General features: G+C 43.2%; 14 protein-coding genes. 5 read left to right on the top strand and 9 right to left on the bottom strand.

Annotated elements, in window-relative coordinates; translation table 11 throughout:
* Positions 1-25 precede the first annotated feature (25 nt).
* Both FSB76_RS10550 and FSB76_RS10545 read right to left on the bottom strand, forming a co-directional pair.
* The gene (locus tag FSB76_RS10550; RefSeq protein ID WP_147053540.1) at positions 26-553 is read right to left on the bottom strand and encodes a hypothetical protein; all 528 of its coding nucleotides are present in this window, start codon (positions 551-553) and stop codon (positions 26-28) included.
* A gap of 13 nt (positions 554-566) precedes the next feature.
* On the bottom strand, positions 567-1,532 hold the full coding sequence (locus tag FSB76_RS10545; protein WP_147053539.1) for an NAD-dependent epimerase/dehydratase family protein: 966 nt from the start codon (positions 1,530-1,532) through the stop codon (positions 567-569).
* 199 nt (positions 1,533-1,731) lie between these two features.
* On the opposite strand from FSB76_RS10545, the gene FSB76_RS10540 reads away from it, so the two are divergent.
* The 3 genes from FSB76_RS10540 to FSB76_RS10530 all read left to right on the top strand — a co-directional run bounded on the left by FSB76_RS10540 (position 1,732) and on the right by FSB76_RS10530 (position 5,462).
* Positions 1,732-2,913, top strand: coding sequence for a formimidoylglutamase (locus FSB76_RS10540; RefSeq protein ID WP_147053538.1), 1,182 nt, complete (start codon positions 1,732-1,734; stop codon positions 2,911-2,913).
* 56 nt (positions 2,914-2,969) lie between these two features.
* Positions 2,970-4,142, top strand: coding sequence for a TlpA disulfide reductase family protein (locus FSB76_RS10535; RefSeq protein WP_147053537.1), 1,173 nt, complete (start codon positions 2,970-2,972; stop codon positions 4,140-4,142).
* A 186-nt stretch (positions 4,143-4,328) separates the two neighbouring features.
* On the top strand, positions 4,329-5,462 hold the full coding sequence (locus tag FSB76_RS10530; RefSeq protein WP_147053536.1) for a TlpA disulfide reductase family protein: 1,134 nt from the start codon (positions 4,329-4,331) through the stop codon (positions 5,460-5,462).
* Between the two features lie 202 nt (positions 5,463-5,664).
* Here the strand turns inward: FSB76_RS10530 and purD are convergent, their stop codons facing one another.
* On the bottom strand, positions 5,665-6,939 hold the full coding sequence (purD, locus tag FSB76_RS10525) for a phosphoribosylamine--glycine ligase (RefSeq protein WP_147053535.1): 1,275 nt from the start codon (positions 6,937-6,939) through the stop codon (positions 5,665-5,667).
* Positions 6,940-7,120: 181 nt separating this feature from the next.
* Here purD and FSB76_RS10520 point away from each other — a divergent pair, with 181 nt between their 5' ends.
* On the top strand, positions 7,121-8,854 hold the full coding sequence (locus FSB76_RS10520) for a discoidin domain-containing protein (protein ID WP_147053534.1): 1,734 nt from the start codon (positions 7,121-7,123) through the stop codon (positions 8,852-8,854).
* Positions 8,855-8,925: 71 nt separating this feature from the next.
* Complete coding sequence (locus FSB76_RS10515) at positions 8,926-9,120, top strand: hypothetical protein (RefSeq protein WP_147053533.1); 195 nt, start codon at positions 8,926-8,928, stop codon at positions 9,118-9,120.
* A 338-nt stretch (positions 9,121-9,458) separates the two neighbouring features.
* Here FSB76_RS10515 and FSB76_RS10510 read toward each other — a convergent pair whose 3' ends face one another.
* The 6 genes from FSB76_RS10510 to FSB76_RS10485 all read right to left on the bottom strand — a co-directional run bounded on the left by FSB76_RS10510 (position 9,459) and on the right by FSB76_RS10485 (position 14,856).
* Entirely contained in the window at positions 9,459-10,049 is a 591-nt protein-coding gene (locus FSB76_RS10510) for a murein L,D-transpeptidase catalytic domain-containing protein (RefSeq protein WP_147053532.1), read from the bottom strand.
* 369 nt (positions 10,050-10,418) lie between these two features.
* Positions 10,419-10,661 (bottom strand): hypothetical protein, encoded by a 243-nt coding sequence (locus FSB76_RS10505; protein WP_147053531.1) that lies wholly within the window; start codon positions 10,659-10,661, stop codon positions 10,419-10,421.
* Between the two features lie 313 nt (positions 10,662-10,974).
* Positions 10,975-11,850, bottom strand: coding sequence for a hypothetical protein (locus FSB76_RS10500; protein ID WP_147053530.1), 876 nt, complete (start codon positions 11,848-11,850; stop codon positions 10,975-10,977).
* Positions 11,851-11,864: 14 nt separating this feature from the next.
* Positions 11,865-13,220, bottom strand: a complete 1,356-nt coding sequence (locus tag FSB76_RS10495) for a hypothetical protein (protein ID WP_147053529.1) — start codon at positions 13,218-13,220, stop codon at positions 11,865-11,867.
* The gene (locus FSB76_RS10490; RefSeq protein WP_147053528.1) at positions 13,220-13,891 is read right to left on the bottom strand and encodes a hypothetical protein; all 672 of its coding nucleotides are present in this window, start codon (positions 13,889-13,891) and stop codon (positions 13,220-13,222) included. The genes FSB76_RS10495 and FSB76_RS10490 overlap by 1 nt, the downstream gene beginning before the upstream one ends.
* Entirely contained in the window at positions 13,888-14,856 is a 969-nt protein-coding gene (locus FSB76_RS10485; RefSeq protein WP_147053527.1) for a toll/interleukin-1 receptor domain-containing protein, read from the bottom strand. The genes FSB76_RS10490 and FSB76_RS10485 overlap by 4 nt, the downstream gene beginning before the upstream one ends.
* Positions 14,857-15,054: the final 198 nt, after the last annotated feature.

Genomic DNA, 15,054 nt, shown 5'->3' with positions numbered 1-15,054 from the left:
CCAGGAGACTGTTGCTACTTGCACTTTAATTCACATCGATAAAATTGAATCTCTTTTTAAAATATTTTCGTGGTTTCCTTCTTAAAAACTTTTTAAATACCTTATCATGAACAAGCAAGGGTACGGTAAACTGGGTAATGATTACCTTTTGGTTATCTATTGTGTATAGTATTATATAATCAAAATTCTGGAATCTGCCCCAGGGTTTACCTTCATAAATTTCGACTGTTACAACTTCATCACTATTAATGTGTATATCAAGGTTGTCTTTACCCATGTTGAGTGTTAGTCTGTCGGCGCTTAGTATTATTGTTTTATCCTTATCAAATTGATAATACTGCCTCAGTACAAGCCATGTTTTTATTTGCTGGTATAATATTGATATCAAACCAGTAAAAAAAAATAGCAAAAACAACAATAGAGGTCCTGTTGCGGGAAATAATAATACTGCTTTTATGGTAAACCAAACAGCAAATCCGACTAATGCTAAAGTAAAAACGGACTCAAAAATTAAGCGCCGGGGATTAAATGTATAGCGTTTTTCCGTATCCATAAATCGCCTTCAATTAGTGCAATGCCTCGCAAATCTCCTTAATGGTTTTATTTATCGGCTTAAATTCAATGCCAATAGCATTCCTGATTTTTGAGTTGTCAAATTCCCGTGTTACCGATGCCGCCTGTGCCGATGTTTTGTCGATAGCCGGGTTGCCACCTGTTAACGCGGCTATTACTGCGGCACCGCGCCAGCCAATTTCCATCAGCCAGGGTTTGGCTAAAATGGCAGGCGGTTTAATCCCAAATCCGTTTGCTGCCTCGGTGGTTATAGATTGATAGGTGCGATTTTCGGCGCTGATAATGTAGCGTTCGGCGGTGATATCGCTGTTCATAAGGCCAACCATACATTTGGCTACATCGTGTACATCAACAAAGCCAATAGTGCCGGCGGTATAAAATTTAAGGCCCTTACGGATGGTTTCAAATAACGCGCCGCTGCCCACTTTACCAGCGCTTGCGCCGATAATAAGCGATGGATTCACAATTACGGCATCCAAACCTTCGGCAATACCGCGCCATACTTCCATCTCGCTCTCCAGCTTTGATATGGCATAACCATCGTTTTCTGTTGATTGCTCCAGGTGATGGTTTTCGGTAGTAAGGTCGCCGGGTTTGGCCAGGCCTATGGCGGCTATCGAACTTACGTGCACCATTCTGATGCCCTTTTCGGCACATAAATTAACCAGGTTGGCCGTGCCGGTCACGTTAGTATTGATCATCGGCTTTTTATCGGCCGACTTTAACGATACCCACGCCGCGCAATGATAAACCTGGGTTACGCCAACCAAGGCATTTTCCAGCGCGAAAATGTCCAGCATGTCGGCCTCAACCCATTCAATTTGCGATTGAAAAGGAGCAAGTAAGGCAGGTATGCCTGAAGTAGCCCGTTTGGTGCAACGAATGTTTGAGCCAGATGTAACCAGCAGTTTCGCCAGTTCGGCCCCGAGAAAACCTGTTGCGCCAGTAATTAGAATCATATATGCGGATTTCAGATGTGCAAATATGTTCATAAATGTGCAGATTTCAGATGTGCAGGTATGCAGATGAAGAATTTTGATTTACAATGTTTACATACTTTACTTATCCTATTCAGTTAATCCATTAATTCCGAAAATTCAGTTCAGACAAAAAATGTTCATCTGAAATCTGCACATTTGCACATCTGAAATTTGCATTATGTCCTTAGCTGATTTTTTTAAACCCATCGATCTGAAAAAGATCACTCCTAAAAAGGGCTACTATACCAGTCAGCTTGGCGATAAAATTGTGCATTATTCTGTCGATTTTCCCGACCTGGAGGAGAAAACCGACCTGGCTATCATCGGTGTTATGGACGATCGTAATGCTACCGATAACCAGGGCTGTGCCCTTGGGCCCGACTATATCCGCGAGAAACTTTACCAGCTTAATGAAGGGGGCTACAACTTAAAAATTGCCGACCTGGGCAATATCACAGCAGGCGCATCGGTTACCGATACCTACTTTGCCCTTAAAACTGTAGTATCCGAACTGGTTAAAAAAGACATTATCCCCATTATTTTAGGTGGTGGACAGGATTTAACCTACGCCCAATACCTGGGTTACGAGGATTTGGAACAGAAGGTTGACCTGGTGGTAGTAGATGCCCGTTTTGACCTTGATGAGGACGAAACCCCGGCGGGATTGGAAACCACTTCGCAATCATACCTCAACAAAATATTTTTACACGAGCCCAACTACCTGTTCAATTTTAGTAACCTGGGGTACCAAACTTATTTTGCCAGCCAGGAAAGTTTGCGGGTAATGGATAAGCTTTACTTTGATGTACACCGCCTTGGCGAACTGACCGGCAACATTGCCGTAACCGAGCCCGCCATTCGCAACGCCAGTATGGTAAGCTTTGATGTGGGCTCCATCCGGTCTGCCGATGCTGCAGGCAACGCCAATGCTACCCCCAATGGCTTTAACGGGCAGGAGGCCTGCCAGCTATGCCGGTACGCGGGTTTTAATGATAAGCTAAGCTCGATAGGTTTTTACGAGTTTAACCCGGCCTATGATAATAACGGCCAAACGGCTATGTTGCTGGCGCAGATGATCTGGTATTTTATTGATGGTTTTTATGGCCGTAAGCGCGATTTTCCGCTCAATCCAAAATCGCAATACCTTATTTATAAAACCAGCCTGAAGCATGAAGACCAGGAGGTTGTATTTGTAAAAAGCAAAAAATCCGACCGCTGGTGGATGCAGGTACCTTACCCAACGGGGGGCTCAAAAAACGAACGCTTTCACCTGGTGCCCTGTAGCTATGCCGACTATAAAACGGCCACATCCGGCGAGTTGCCCGACCTTTGGTGGCGCACCTATCAAAAATTAAACTGATAATAGCAATTATAGCAGCATTTTAACGTTATCAATCCTTATAGTTTTTAACTCTGATGAAAAAAATATTTTTTTTAATTATAACCTTATTACCGGCCATAGTATATGCCCAAAGTACCGATACCTTTACTATAAATGGTAAATTGGGCAATGTAGGCGCGCCGGCAAAAGTTTATTTATCGTATCAGCTGGGCGCCAACAGCGTTATTGATTCGGCCGATATTGTAAATGGTGTTTTTAGTTTCAAAGGTTCGATGCTTAACCCGGTTAATGCCACGCTGGTGGTTGATTACAAAGGCCTGGGGATAGAAAAATTTACCCAGCAATATAGCGATGGCCGGGCATTATCAAAAAATGCCGATAACCTTAACTTTTTTATTGATAAAGGCACGCTGACTATTACCAGTAAAGATTCTGTTTCAAAAGCGCAAATCACCGGTTCGCAGCTTAACCTTGATAATATTAAATTGCAGGCCCAGCTAAAAAGCATCAACATGCGCGGCGAGCACCTGATGGCCGAAGTTAAGGCTGCCACACCCGAACAACAGAAATCGCCTGCATTCCAAAGCGCCATACAAAGCAAGTATAAAGCATTGCAAACGCTGCAAAGTTATACTTTAAAAAGCTTTATAACCGATAACCCCAACAGCTACCTAAGCCTACTGGCGCTAAGCTCGGTAGGTGGCCCGGCGCCCGATCCGGGTGAAATAGAGCCTTTGTACAACTCGCTTTCGGCCGATGTAAGGAATACCGAAGCCGGTAAAGTGATGAAAGCGCAGCTTGATGCCCTAAGGGTTACGGCAATAGGTGCCCTGGCGCCCGATTTTGTGCAAAATGACGTGAACGGTACGCCGGTTAAACTTTCGTCATTCAGGGGCAAATATGTTTTGCTTGATTTTTGGGCATCATGGTGTGGCCCCTGCCGCCAGGAAAACCCTAACGTAGTACGAAATTATAACAAGTATAAAACCAAAAACTTCACCATTGTGGGTGTATCGTTAGACAGGGCCGACAGCAAATCGGCATGGCTTGCGGCTATAAAAAGTGATGGATTGGACTGGACACAGGTATCTGACCTTAAGTATTGGAACAACGCTGCCGCAGCTCTTTATTCGGTAACTTCAATCCCTCAAAATTACCTGATCGGTCCGGATGGAAAAATTATCGCCAAAAACCTTCGTGGCGAAGACCTTGACGCCAAGCTGGCCGAGCTTTTTGGGAAGATATAGGGTTGTGAGTTGTGAGTTGTGAGTTGTGAGTGTGGTTATGTTAAATAGTTAAAACAAATACCGCCGGGACGATTTATGACTTATGACTTATGACTAATGACTAATGACCGAATATTGTAACTTTTTATTGACTATATGTAATATGTAGTTTTTACATATTACATTGCGGGTTGAACTTTATCGCATATGAAAAAAATAATATTGTTAGCATTGGCCGCGCTGCCTGTGGTTGTTTTTGCGCAGGATAACAAATATGACATACAAGGTAAAATAGGCGATTTTAATGCGCCTGCCAAAGTGTACCTGGAGTATAGGTTCCCTAAAGGGAAACCTATTTATGATTCATGTACCGTGGTAAATGGTAAATTCCATTTTGCCGGCTCGGTTGGTGCGGCGCCGCTTAACGCCTATTTGTTGTTTAACTCAAAAGGTACCGGCACGGGCAAGGCCGATGGTTACCGGGCTATTTATCTTGAACCTGGTTTAATTAATGTAAACGCTGCTGATAAAATAGAAAACGCCACAGTTGACGGCCCTAAAACCAACCAGGAAAACGAAAAATATCAACTGGCACAAAAGCCTGTAAATGATGCCTACAATGCTTTGGAAGAAAGACAGAAAGCTGCTACAGCCGAGCAAAAAGCATCGCCGGAATATCTTAAAAAAGAAAAAGCCGACGAAAAAGCTATAGACGAGTTAAGCGCGGCTACAGATAAAAAATTTATCAGGGAAAACCCTAACTCAATCATCAGCCTGAACGCCCTTGAATCATTGGCCTACAGTACCGATTATGCCGATCTTAAACCCTTATATGACGTTTTAACACCGGCTGTAAAAAGTACCGACGCGGGCAAGGCATTGGGCGAAAGGATGCCTAAACTTAAGGCTGTGGCCCTGGGCGCTGTAGCACCGGAATTTGCCGAGGCTGACACCAGCGGGAAGGTTATCAACCTGTCTTCATTTCGCGGTCAATATGTTTTGATTGATTTTTGGGCATCATGGTGCGGCCCCTGCCGCAGGGAAAACCCCAACGTGGTAAAAGCTTATAACCATTACAAAGGTCAAAAATTTACCATCCTGGGCGTATCGCTTGATAAACCAAATGCTAAAGACAAATGGTTGGCTGCTATCCACAAAGATGGCCTAACCTGGACCCACGTTTCTGACCTTAAATTCTGGGATAGCAAAGCGGCAGGTTTATACGCTGTTCGCGGTATCCCCCAAAACTTTCTGTTAGATCCCAACGGAAAAATAATTGCCAAAAACCTGCGCGGCGACGACCTGGAAGATAAACTTGCCGAGATTTTCGGGAAAATATAGTTGGTTCATTGGTTCACTGGTTCATTAGTTCATTGGTGAATAGTTTGAAAATAGTTTATTAGTCTATCGGGCTGAACTTATAAAAAAGCCATGCTGTTTAAATATCAGCATGGCTTTTTTTATGCTTTGGTTCGGTTTTAAATAGGCATTACAGTTAAACTACTATGCCACCAATGAACTAATGAACCAGTGAACCAATGAACTAAAGCAAGTCAAACCCAATATCTTTCCTGAAGTACATGCCATCGTAATAAATACGGCTTGCATCGGCTGTGGCTTGTTGCAGGGCGTTAAACATGTTATCCTGCAGGGTAGTTATTGCCAAAACGCGACCGCCTGTGGTTATCACGTTTTCGCCGTCAAGGCTGGTGCCTGCGTGGAATACGATACTGTCGCGCACGTTTTCGGTGCCGGTTATTACTTTGTTTTTCAGGTATTCGCCGGGATAGCCGCCAGCTACCATAACCACGGTGGCGGCAGTTTTTGGCGAAATAATTAGCTCTTTTTCGTTAAGGTTACCTTCGGCTACGCCTTGCAGCAGGTCAACAAAATCGCTGTCAATACGGCGCATTACGCTTTCGGTCTCCGGGTCGCCCATGCGGCAGTTGTATTCTATCACCCAGGGTTCGCCATCTTTATTCATCAGGCCTATAAAAATGAAGCCTTTGTATGGGATGCCATCTTTTTTCAAACCCTCTACCGTTGGGATGATAACTAAATCTTCTACCTTTTTAATATAAGCGGCATCGGCAAACGGTACCGGCGAAATGGAGCCCATACCGCCTGTATTTAAGCCCGTATCACCCTCGCCTATACGTTTATAGTCTTTAGCTTCGGGAAGTATTTTGTAGTTGCTGCCATCGGTCATCACAAAAACAGATAGCTCGATGCCTTGTAAAAACTGCTCAATAACCACACTCGAGCTGGCATCGCCAAATTTAGCTTCGGCAAGCATTTGGGTAAGTTCCAGCTGGGCTTCTTCAAGCGAAGTACAAATAAGCACCCCTTTGCCTGCGGCCAGGCCATCGGCCTTAAGCACAACCGGAAGGCCGGCTGTGGCCAGGTACGTAAGGCCCTCCTGCAAGGTATCTTTAGTAAAAGTTTTATAGGCAGCCGTAGGTATGTTATGCCTTTGCATAAACTGCTTGCTGAAATCCTTACTGCCCTCTAACTGGGCGGCTTGCTGCTGCGGGCCTACTACGGGTACATTTTTTAATTGCTCATCGGCCAAAAAGAAATCGTGAATGCCTTTTACCAGCGGCTCCTCGGGGCCTACCAGTACCAGGTTGATGCCTTGTTCCAATACCAAAGCCTTAATCCCCTCAAAATCGGTAACCTTAATGTTAACGTTGGTGCCGTACTGGTGAGTGCCGGCATTGCCGGGGGCGATAAAAAGCTTTTCACATTTAGGGCTTTGCGCAATTTTCCAGGCGAAGGCGCTTTCCCTTCCGCCCGAACCGAGGATCAGGATATTCATGGGGGCAAAGATAGTTTTTTTGGGTGAGTAGCATTGGTATCGGTGGTTGCTTTTTTGAGTGGATACCATGGGCTGCCAAATAAAATTATTTATGCGCATTTGACGGGAATTAAATATTCAGCTATTTTTACGCCCAATAGCAGTCGCGCTACCTCGTATTAATAACCTGCCAACCTTTATCATGAGTAAAATTTTGCGCATATTGCTTATACTAACCATTGTTGTTTTGGCGGGTTGCAACAAGGATTTGCCCGAAAAAAATACAAAGCAGGCCATTACGCTTGATAACCAAAGTTTAAAAGCACCGTTGGTAAATACCAGCATACCCATTGTTAGTATTGCGGCATCATCAACCTATCCTTCCTGGAGTGCATCAAACGCTATTGACAGTAATACTGCTACCAGCTGGAGTTCGGTACGGCACGCGGGCCCCGATGGCGCGGAGTTTATCCAGTTTTATTTTAGCGGCACAACTGACGTAAATTATGTGAAGCTAACCCCAAGGTATGGCGCCAATAATGCAGGCTTATGCTTCCCTCAAAATTTTACAATTTATTATTATACAGGCACATCATGGGTAGCCGCAAAATCGTTCACTAATTTTGCCAATCCTCAAAAAAACGACAACTACAATTTGCCTGTAATAATACCACTGCCGGTTGCCGTGCATGCCGGCGGTATAAAAATAGAAGCCACCCGCCTGCGTGCTGATGGGCCTAACTTTTATTTACAACTTGCCGAAGTTGCCGCAGGATACGATGATGGGTTCAATCATTTTAAATGGGCCGGCAACGATAACGCCGTTAGGCAAAACCGGGTTAATAACGCCGGCTCGGGCACGTTTAACCCAGACCGCATTTTTAACTGGACGCAAGACGACCGAGACCCCATTATACGCGGCACAACCAATGCTGTTAGTCCTAACATATACGCGCCAAACATAGTATATGACGGGAGCGCCTGGAATATTTATTACGGCGGCTGGGATAATACATCGCAAAAAAACGACCGCATATTTGCAACCGTAACCCACGATGATTTTTTAACTTTTGGCCCGCACACGTTAATGATTGGCAATGGCGACAGGCGCCATGTAAATAACGAAACCGTACTTAAAAAGCCCGATGGCAGCTGGCTGATGTATTATACATCGTTACCCCAAAACTCGGTTACCAACAAGCCCAGCTTTGCAACTTCGCCTGATGGCATTGCCTGGACCCCCAATGTTGGCTCCGGCAACTCCATGTTGACTATGGCCAATTATCCTGGCTGGGCCACTGCCGATGTAAATGGCTCAAATGTTGGCTACTTTGAAAATGGTACCTATCATTTGTATTTTAACGATTTTGCAACAAAGCGCAGGGCGGTCCATCATGCGGTAAGTACGGACGGGATAAATTTTAGCTACACCGGCGATGCGCTTGCCGAAGACCTTGTTGCGCAGGATGTAAAAGCGTTTACTTACAACAATACCACTTATTATTTAATGGGTATGCACCATAACGGGCAGGAATTAAGGTACAGCCTGGGCAACAGCCTCACCAGTTTCGCGGCCAGCAGCTTTTTGTTTGGCAATCACAATGCGGGCGATTTATATATCACGTCGATGGGGTTTGTAACCAATGCCAACAGGTTGTACGGCGTAATTTATGGCGCCGGCCCTATCGGCGATTTGAGCCACAATTCGTTACACGCCAGGTGGCTAACAAAAAAAGTGATTTTTATAAGCGACAGAACAAACATGCGCTGGGGCGATATTGAAAAAGCACACGGGCCAAACCAGGTGATACTTTACATGAATACCGATATGAAAACCGGCCACTTTTATGTGTACGATACCGACGGTACCACCCTGCTGTACACCAGCCCGCAGGTTACCATGCGTTCGGGCGATGTGTGGACGTATAACCAGTAGTTGGTTTGGTGGTAGGTTGCTTTTTTGTTTTTACTGTTTATTTTGAGAAAAACCTTTTTACAGATTAGCATATGATGATCATTGTTGCTTTTATTTTTGCCAAAATTGGCTCGAAAAGGGTTATTGGTGGCGTCACCAGCTTTTTGCTTTGTTTATTTTTAGCGCCGGCAGGCTGGTATCTTGTTTTATCATCAAGGCGATTAGATGACCATGTGTTAGATGCTGCATTGATCATAGAATTTAGCCCGGTGGAAAAAGAAACATAAGGGCCTTTATTCTTTTCTGATTTTTCGTAGAGGAACCTGTGTATGGATGTCCGTCGTATTAAAACTGTTCATCGCCTTGCATGCGGCCTCAGGGTCCTTTTTCAAAGAGACCCTGAGGGGACAAAAGTTGACAGGTTGCTCCAGAGGAGCAAAACATTTGTAGCACTTTGTCTTTAGTTTTTGCGTGCCGTAGGTACGCTTCATAGGTTACCTACCTACGGCACGAAGCATTATTTTCTATTTCTTCTACAAATGTTGTACCCCGACGGGGCTGAAAATGCTTAACCTAAAGCATTGCAAAAACCTTAAAAAACAGCAAGGGTCCAGCTAAACTTATACTAACTATAAATCCACATCAGCATCCGCCTTTTTTGTTTCCTGATCAGCGCATCCACAATTTTTAGCGTATTGTTTGATATCGCCGGGCAGCCCCATCCTTCGGGCGTGCCGTTGGGGTACACATTGGTTTCGGCAACCTGGTCCCAGGAGTGGAATACAATTTGCCTCGCCAGGGCATTGTTGTTGGTACGCTCCAAACCGGTTAAAAAATATTTTACGTGGATGCCCCAGGCGCTATAGGCCCGGCCATCAACCTGGTATTTACCCAGGGCGGTACAATGGCTGCCGTCGCTATTGCTGAAAACGGGTTTATCCTTTGTCCACACGCCCGACCACGGGGCGCTGGCACAGCCATGGCTTACCAGGCCGGTAATCATGGTATCGTTTTTACTAAAATCCCAAACCATAAAGCGCTTAACGCCCGAGTGCAGGCTCATATCTATCAAAATACAATAGCGGGTATTGTAGCCTTTTTGTTTGCAAAAAGCAAGGCTTTGTTTGGCCTTTAGCCGGGTGCGGTTAATATCAATATGCGGGGTTGCAGCATTAGCAGCTACGGTTAACAGCAGCAACTGCAATAGTGCAAACAATTTAACACAAGGTTTCACCGGCGATTAATAAATATTGTGATGAGGTGAAACGTTATAATTAAGCAATTAGTATCAGGAGGTGCTTGGTTTGAAATTTTCTGTACGCAAAGGTTCTCTCAAACACACCCCTAATGCTATTAAGCTAAGGAATGAATGGTCAATTTAATATCGAACACCCAATGCCCAATTTCGAATAATGAAGGAAAAACTTCGGTGTTGGTAATTCGAAATTCAATGTTCGATATTATTGCTCACTTTCTGCTTCTCTTAATTTAATAGCATTGAACACACCCGAGCGGACATCAGAAAAAACGGTAAGCAGTTTTATTAATGAACCAGGTGCAAAAGATAAGGGCGCTATATAGCCAATCAAACAGCAGTTATCAGCGCTGCGCCGGTGGCGTCAATGTGCACCAGGCAATCGGCAACCGAAATATGGTGTTTAAATTTGTTGATAGGCTCAATCCAATCGCGCGAGGTAAAAACAGGGGCCAGGATGTTTACCGACTCTACCAGCACCTCTTCGCCATCCAGCACCAGCCGCCAGCATTTATTTTGGCCGTCACTTTCGGTATTAAAGCGTATTTGGGCAAGGTTAACTTGTATATTCATTATTAATTTGGGGTATTTAAATGCTAATGGCCTAAAAACGCCCGTATTTTGTGAATATTATGAAGCGAATTGCTTGTTGCGTAATTGTTACAAAAATTGCAGGGTAGTTGTCAGGATCAAGACGTGAAAACAGCTAATTATCGCCGCCCATGCCACCTCGGATCCTTTTTCGAAACGCCCCCGACGAAGAAAAGCCACCCGGTGCCTGTAAGGAAGCCAAAAAATTCTTAATTCTTGATTCTTGCCTCTTGACTCTTCTTATTGCGGCAGCGGGAAGTGCTTACGGTAGCAGGTGTACAAAAGATTTATCATCTCATATGTCTTCAGCATCTTTAAGTATATGTTTTTTAAGTTTTATAAATATTTTTAAGCCGAGGGTAAACCTGAGCTCGTGCGCTGAATAGTTTGGGAAGTTTGCGAGTACGCTTTGTCCACCTGTAGTAATTCCGTTAGGTCCTTGTGCCACTGCGGGATTATATTCAATATAATCCCTGTTAAACTGGCTGTTTACCGAGTAAGCGGCTGATAAAAAGACAGCGGCCCGCGTTCTTTTCATAACGTAGCCTTCGTACCCTACTGAACCTGATACTAAAAACAGGTTTGATACCTGCGAAATATTGGTGTCGGTAAAAGTTGCACCATCCGGCGTGGCAGATGATGCGGTTATATACTGCCGGTTAACGCTAACGGGTAAGCTAAATATGCCGCCAAATAATAACCAAAGGTGGTTTGTGGCATCAACCCGGCCGGGCCTGAATTTTAAATATATGGGTACCTCTAAGCGGTTAATGCTAAAATAGTCGGTAGCTACTTTGTCCTGCTGATAGGTGGTTGTACTCACTGAATAATTAACCCCAACCAAAAGGCCGGCAAGCGAATTATTTGAATAAATATCAAGGGCTACACCACCTGATACATAAGGATATTTGGAATGATCGGGCCGGGTATCTTTATAAGTGATGCTAAGTTCGGACGGATTAACCGTACTTTTCATCATTGCCGGGAATGCGCCTTCGATACCTGCACCTACGGAGAATTTTGCATTACGGAATGAAATAAACCTTGACGACGGTACCGGGGTATCTCTGTCTTGCCCGTTTATGTTTTTCGATGTGTCTGTTTGAGCCCGGCTAAAAAGCGGAGCAGCTGTTAAAACTAAAATTACTACGTATTTATACATTTTCAACATGATAAGTGGTTTGGTTAGTTAACAATTTCTTCAATAAAATATTTTACCTTTTTTCTGATCTCTTTATTTGTTTCCTGGTTATAGGCGTTTATAAGGTTATCGTAACATCTTTTTCGGAATGCTTTAAAATCCTTATTTGTTTGAACGTTCATTGCATTTAACACCTGCCTATTATGATCATATGCCAGGTATGCCATATATAAATATTGCTCGGTGCCAATATGGGTGCCATAGCGTCCGTACTCGTCCAGTATTTTAAAATACGCCCCGGCATTGTCTGTTTTGTTTTCTTTATAAAGGCGTATAGCGCTGTCAATTTTATTGTTGGCATAATCAACATCCTTAACACGCGTATGGGTTAAGCTATCTAATGCAACCCTGTTATCTGGCTTAAATTTTAAGGCATTAGTGTAATAGTAGCAGGCATCGCCAAAATTGTTTAATTTTTGTTGTTGCCGGGCATTTGCCATACTCGCAGTATAGTTCTCATCGACCGAAACTACCCGGATATGGCGTATGGTATCGGCAATCCATACGTTGTTAATATCCTTTGGAAAAACCAACATATGCCCGGTATACCAGTTAATGGCGCGGGCAGATTGTTTTTCGCCCATGTACTTTTTTCCTTGCTGCAAAAAAATACTATCATTACGCAGGCCATCTTTACACCTGGTCAGCATCAACAGAGGGTAACTATCCTTTGGATATCTATCTGCCATAAACAAGTAAGCTTCAATGGCATCCGTATATCTATGGCTGTAAAAAAGTACATCGGCAGTATTCTGTTTTTCTACTTTCTCCTTATCCTCTGTTCTTACATCAATAAGGTTAGCGCATTGGTAATGTGTTTCTTGGTCATATTTAAAATCTGCGGCAAAGGCTACCTCCCGTATCTTGTAACCATTATAATTATTTTCATCATCAGGTAAACTAACTTGTACCACTTCCGAAAATACATTCACCCTGCCTTTTTGAGCGATACATTTCTCTGTAACGTATATGGCCGATTTTCCGTCCAGTGTGTCAATACAGTCTATCAATTGCCCCTGTGTAAACCTGATGTCGACCTTAAAATTATACCCGGTAGCAACTTTTACCAAATAATTGTCAATAGGTTCTTCCCTTACACCACCTTTATATTGCCCGCCCAAATCTATAGCGTGATTGGCATCGGGGCTGAACATGGCCGACAAACTATCCCTAAATATTACAGAACTATTGGTAAAATTGCCGCCAGAATATTTAACCAGGTAATTTTTAAATGCTTCGACACGAGTTATTACCTGTTTGCGCTGATTTGCGGAAAGTACCTGCGCTTGTAAAAGTGTTGCACAGCATAGCATCATAAAAATCTGGATTAACCATCTCATTATTCTATACGTTTCTTTTTTATCATAATTACCTCACCGGCTGTTATATCACCTAATAATACCTTGTATTTGGCCCCTCGTGCAGATGCTTTTTTGGGTATGATAATAATTTTTCCATACTTGCGGGTGTCATCGCCCCATTCGGTTAAGTAGGTTAACTTTTCCATTACCGGAACTTCGGCCTGCGCTAAAACAAACGCAGTTTCTTCCTTTTGCACCCTGAAGTGTTGCAGAAAAGAGAATTTGCCTACGTAAGCGCGCTGCCCGTTAATGGTGGTCTCTACCAAATTCGTGGGGCTTACATCTACAATAATCTGGTCAAACGTTATGGCAACCACATTTAATTTGTTACGATAATTATAATTTGCAACTTGTGTTAGGTACTCTAAAACAGGGTGCTCAATGCCAGGATCGTTAGGTTTTGGTTTAACCGTAATTGTGGCGCTATCGGCAAATAGCCTGAGGAGTTTAGCCTTTAGGGTGTCCCTTTGTCGCGTTTTTGTTTGCTTATCAGCTAAATCACTGAGATAGAAACAAAAATTCTGTACATCGATATTAGCCTGGGCTTCAATCTGATCTTTGTCCTGGGGTGAGATTACCGGAATTTTATGCTGCGCTTTCGCTACACCGTTTAACAAGATCAGCATAGCAACAAGTAAACATCTTTTCATTTGATGATTTTTATATCGTGTGGTTTTTTATGGATTTCGGTGACCTCTATACTATCTATTTTGTGATTTGTACTTACAAGCCTGGTTACCCGTATATCGGCTACCTGGTTTTTAACATACAATCCCGATAAATATTCTCGGCCCGGCTCGGGGACGGCTGCTGATGCGCTTTTGTCGTATTTTACATTCACGATAAAATGAGGATTAAAATAGGTGCTCATTGCATTGTCTAACGCCTCTTTTTGAACCTTTTCCGTGGTATCTTTCAAACTGTTGATACGCAGCAAAACCGTCCTGATGGTTTTAATATCAGAAGTAATGTATTTATCATCGCCGGATGTTTTAGCAGGTTTTAACGCAGTTGTCTGCGGAGGGTTATACAACAGGCGCCAACCCAAAATGCCCGCGACTAATATTACTGCCGCAAGTAAAGCTGCAATTTTAGTCCAGTGAAATGGCCAGCGGGTAATCTCAGGGCCCGTTAAGGTGTCGTCTTGTAAACCTTCTTGTTGCACACCCGAAGTATTGTTAACATCTTCAATTTCGGGTAGCGGGGCTGTTGCTAATGCAGCCAAACAGGCGTTATATATTTTATCAAAATAATCTTCTACTTCGCCGCCATTTACTTTTATCCAATGACGCCTTCTCAATATCAACTCTAATGATTCATCTAAAACTATTGGTTCGGTATTAAAAGGAATTATTAATTTCTTTTTCCCCGAAGCTACGCTGATTTCATCTTGTACACGGTCCGATGCATTTGCATTTTGAGTTAGCACAACAACCATAATTCTTGTTGCTTTTATACCTTGCATTATGCCGGCACCATAAGGTTTCCCGGCAGCTATGTCCAAATCTCTTGGCGCTATCCAGCAGGTAATTTTTCTTTCTTCCAGGTATTCGCATAACGACTTTGCAAGTTTGAGATCCTTGCTGGAATGACTTATAAATACAGCTTTATCCATTTTGGGGTTTAAAAAATAATAAGGTTAAGCTTATTCAGATAATAAAAATACATTATTAATTTAAAAAGGCTACTTGTTATCTCATAATTTCTCATAAATATTTTGTTGACCAATATTTAACAAAATGGCTAATGGTGAATTGTTTAAGCCTGCCAATTTACTTTGTTAAATAATTTAATTTTCGGGTAGATATTTTTT

The sequence above is a fragment of the Mucilaginibacter ginsenosidivorax genome, from assembly GCF_007971525.1.
GTDB classification, from domain to species: Bacteria; Bacteroidota; Bacteroidia; order Sphingobacteriales; family Sphingobacteriaceae; genus Mucilaginibacter; species Mucilaginibacter ginsenosidivorax.
This window is presented reverse-complemented; position numbering and strand designations above follow the sequence as displayed.